This window comes from Kitasatospora sp. NPDC056327 (genome assembly GCF_042261735.1).
Taxonomy (GTDB): Bacteria; Actinomycetota; Actinomycetes; order Streptomycetales; family Streptomycetaceae; genus Kitasatospora.
On sequence record NZ_JBHJRC010000465.1, the window covers coordinates 1 to 3,771 of the forward strand.

Consider the following 3,771-nt stretch of genomic DNA (forward strand, 5'->3'; position numbering starts at 1 on the left):
GGCACCGGGGAGCCCGGTGCGGGTCACGCCGCGCGGCGTCGCGGCTCACGTCGTCACGTCCGGCGTCAGCGGGGTCGTGGCGGCGACCGCCGGTCATCGGGCGGTGGCGGCCCGACGGCGCTGACGCGAGTCGATGAGCAGGTCCTGGACGTGCCTCAGCTGCTTGCCGTCGGCGTCCTGGGCGTGCCGGGTCCAGGACCCGTCCGCCCCGAGGTGCCAGGACTCGGTCTCGTCCGACACCCCGAGGTCGAGCAGCCCCGACAGCTCGGCCCGGTGCGCCGGGTCCGTGATCCGCAGCAGCGCCTCGATCCGGCGGTCCAGGTTGCGGTGCATCATGTCGGCGCTGCCGATCCACACCTCCGGATCGCCGTTGTTGCCGAAGACGAAGATCCGCGAGTGCTCCAGGAAGCGGCCCAGGATGCTGCGCACCCGGATGTTCTCGCTCAGCCCCGGCACCCCCGGCCGGATGGCGCAGATGCCGCGCACCCACACGTCCACCGGCACCCCGGCCTGCGAGGCCCGGTACAGCGCGTCGATCACGGCCTCGTCGACGATCGAGTTGACCTTGAGCTTCACGTGCGCCGGCCGGCCGGCCCGGTGGTTGGCGATCTCGTTGTGGATCCGCGCCACCAGGCCGTCCCGCAGCCCGCGCGGGGCGGTCAGCAGCCGGCGGTAGGACTCGCGGCGCGAGTAGCCGGAGAGCCGGTTGAAGAGGTCGGAGAGGTCCGCGCCGACCTGCGGGTCCGAGGTCAGCAGACCGATGTCCTCGTAGAGCCGGGCCGTCTTCGGGTGGTAGTTCCCGGTGCCGACGTGCGAGTACCGGCGCAGGGTGTCGCCCTCCTGGCGGACCACCAGCGACAGCTTGCAGTGCGTCTTCAGCCCGACCAGGCCGTAGACGACGTGGCAGCCGGCCTCCTCCAGCTTGCGGGCCCACTTGATGTTGGCCTGCTCGTCGAAGCGCGCCTTGATCTCGACCAGCACCAGCACCTGCTTGCCGGACTCCGCCGCGTCGATCAGCGCGTCGACGATCGGCGAGTCACCGGAGGTGCGGTACAGCGTCTGCTTGATCGCCAGCACGTCCGGGTCGGCCGCGGCCTGCTCCAGGAAGGCCTGCACCGAGGTGGAGAAGCTGTCGTACGGGTGGTGCAGCAGGACGTCCCGCTCGCGCATCGCCACGAAGATGTCCGGCTGCGAGGCCGACTCGACGTCGGTGAGGCCGCGCGCGGTGCCGGCCACGAACTTCGGGTACTTCAGCTCGGGCCGGTCCAGTCCGGCGATGCCGAACAGCCCGGTGAGGTCCAGCGGGCCGGCCAGCGGGAAGACCTCGGCCTCGGTGATGTTCAGCTCCCGGACCAGCAGGTCCAGGATGTAGGGGTCGATCGACTCCTCGACCTCCAGCCGCACCGGCGGGCCGAAGCGCCGCCGCATGAGCTCCTTCTCCAGGGCCTTGAGGATGTTCTCGGTGTCGTCCTCCTCGACTTCGAGGTCCTCGTTGCGGGTCACCCGGAAGGCGTGGTGCGCGAGCACCTCCATCCCGGGGAAGAGCTCCTCCAGGTGGGCCCCCATGACGTCCTCCAGCGGCACGTAGCGCTGCGGGGAGGCCTCCAGGAAACGCGCCAGCGACTGCGGCACCTTCACCCTGGCGAAGTGCTTGTGCCCGGAGACCGGGTTGCGCACGACGACCGCCAGGTTGAGCGAGAGCCCCGATATATAGGGGAAGGGGTGCGCCGGGTCCACCGCCAGCGGGGTGAGCACCGGAAAGATCTTCTGCCGGAACAGGCTGTGGAGCCTGGCCTGCTCCTTCTCCGCCAGCTCGGACCAGCGGACCACCTCGATGCCCTCGGCGGCGAGGTCCGGCAGCACCTCCTGCTGGAAGGCGGAGGCGTGGCGGGCCATCAACTCGCGCGAGCGGGTCCAGATCTGGTCGAGCACCTCGCGCGGCTGGAGCCCGGACGCACTGCGCTGGGCGACCCCGGTGGCGATGCGGCGCTTCAGGCCGGCCACCCGCACCATGAAGAACTCGTCGAGGTTGCTGGCGAAGATCGCCAGGAACTTGGCTCGTTCCAGCAGCGGGATCCCGGGATCCTCGGCCAGCTCCAGCACGCGTTCGTTGAACGCGAGCCAGCTGCGCTCACGGTCCAGGAAGCGGCCCTGGGGCAGCTCCTCCAGATCCTGCTCTTCTGTGACCGTCAGCTCCGGCGGGATCCCCAGCGCGCTGGACATCCGCGCGGGCGGGGAGACGGGGGCGGGTACGGGGCGGGGGATGCTCATTGGCTCCAGCTCCTCCAGCAGGACGGCGTCCGGACGCGAAATGCCTTTCGGGCCGTCGCCCTCGCCCACGACCGACGCCCACCGACCCGGCGCGGTTGTCACAGAACCGGCCGACGGGTGCCGGCCAATGCTGCACGAGCGAGACACTACGGACTTCATCCTGTGATCTTCGCGGCAGTAATTGAATCCACGGTAAACACCGCATGGCCAGGAGGAAAGCTGAGGCGGTCGGAGCCGCGGCGGTGGGCGCACGCCCGTTGCCGCGGCCCCGGTTTCTCCGCTAGGCGGCGCCGGAGCGCCCTGTTTTGACTGTCACTCTCCGTCACCGAAATCCGGTCACCGGGAATTCGGCCGCCGCACCCCGGCGCGATACATCAAATCGACCTCGTGGACGGTGAATCCGAGCCGTTCGTAGACGCGGACCGCGGCCGGATTGTCCGCGTCGACGTACAGCAGCACGGTCTCCAGGGCACGCTCGCCCGCCGCCGTGTCACGGCCCGTCAGGTGTCGCAGACCGGCCGCGGTCAGGGCCCGGCCGAGGCCGCCGCCCTGCTCCGCCGGATCCACGCCCACCACGTACACCTCGCCGAGGGCCGGCCCGGTCCCGGTCGCGGGGTGCACCTTCGTCCAGTGGAAGCCGACCGGCTCGCCGTCCCGGGTCGCGAGGAAGAAGCCGGCCGGGTCGAACCAGGGCTCGGCCAGCCGGTCGGCGAGGTCCCGCTCGGTCCAGGCGCCCTGCTCCGGGTGGTGGGCGAAGGCCAGGGCGTTCAGCCGCAGCCAGGCGGCGTCGTCCTCACCGGGGCGGAAGGTCCGCAGCTCGATCCCCTCCGGCAGCGGCACGGCCTCGGTCTGCGGCCCGGTACGGCGCATCTGCCGCAGCTCGCGGACCAGCTCGGCACCGTACCGGTCGGCCAGGTGCCGGGCCGCCGGGTGGCCGCCGTGCACCCAGAAGTCGACGTGTTCCCGGCCCGCCCGGCCGGCCTCGGCGAGGACGGCGTCCACCAGCGGCCGGCCGTAACCGCGGCCGCGGTCCGCCGGGGCGACCACGAGCTCGGCGGACGGGTTGGCCGCCCCGTCCGCGGGTACCTCCAGCTGGCCGTACCCGACGGGCCCCGCGGTCTCCCCGCCCTCGGGGTCCGCCGTACCACCCGGCTGCGGGGCCTGTCCGGTGACCTCCAGGAAGTGGGTCACCCCGGGCCGCGCCGTCTCCGTGGAGCGCAGGCGCAGACGTCCCTGCTCGGACACCGCCTCGCGGCCGTCCACCGCCAGGGCGTCGGCCAGCACCCGCAGGGCGGCGTCCCGCTGTGCCGGCCGCAATGTGCCGGAGGCGAGGACCGTGCTCGTGGTCTTGGCGGTGTCGCCCGTTGTTGCCGTTCCATCGTCCATGCACCGACGATACGACAGCGGTGAACGCAAAGAACCCCCGCCGGATGACCCGGCGGGGGTTCTTCACAATGATTGTTCGGCGGCGTCCTACTCTCCCACAGGGTCCCCCCTGCA

Annotated in this window: 2 protein-coding genes; both read right to left on the reverse strand. The window is 71.7% G+C overall.

Annotated features, from left to right (window positions below):
• Positions 1-93: 93 nt before the first annotated feature.
• On the reverse strand, positions 94-2,271 hold the full coding sequence (locus tag ACFCX4_RS35230; RefSeq protein ID WP_376151387.1) for an RNA degradosome polyphosphate kinase: 2,178 nt from the start codon (positions 2,269-2,271) through the stop codon (positions 94-96).
• A 336-nt stretch (positions 2,272-2,607) separates the two neighbouring features.
• Positions 2,608-3,657, reverse strand: coding sequence for a mycothiol synthase (gene mshD / locus ACFCX4_RS35235; protein WP_376151389.1), 1,050 nt, complete (start codon positions 3,655-3,657; stop codon positions 2,608-2,610).
• Positions 3,658-3,771 lie beyond the last annotated feature (114 nt).

Excerpts from the sequence above, each read along its gene's own strand:
- ACFCX4_RS35230 (WP_376151387.1), bottom strand. The coding sequence starts at position 2,271 with ATGAGCATCCCCCGCCCCGTACCCGCCCCCGTCTCCCCGCCCGCGCGG.
- mshD (WP_376151389.1), bottom strand. The coding sequence starts at position 3,657 with ATGGACGATGGAACGGCAACAACGGGCGACACCGCCAAGACCACGAGC.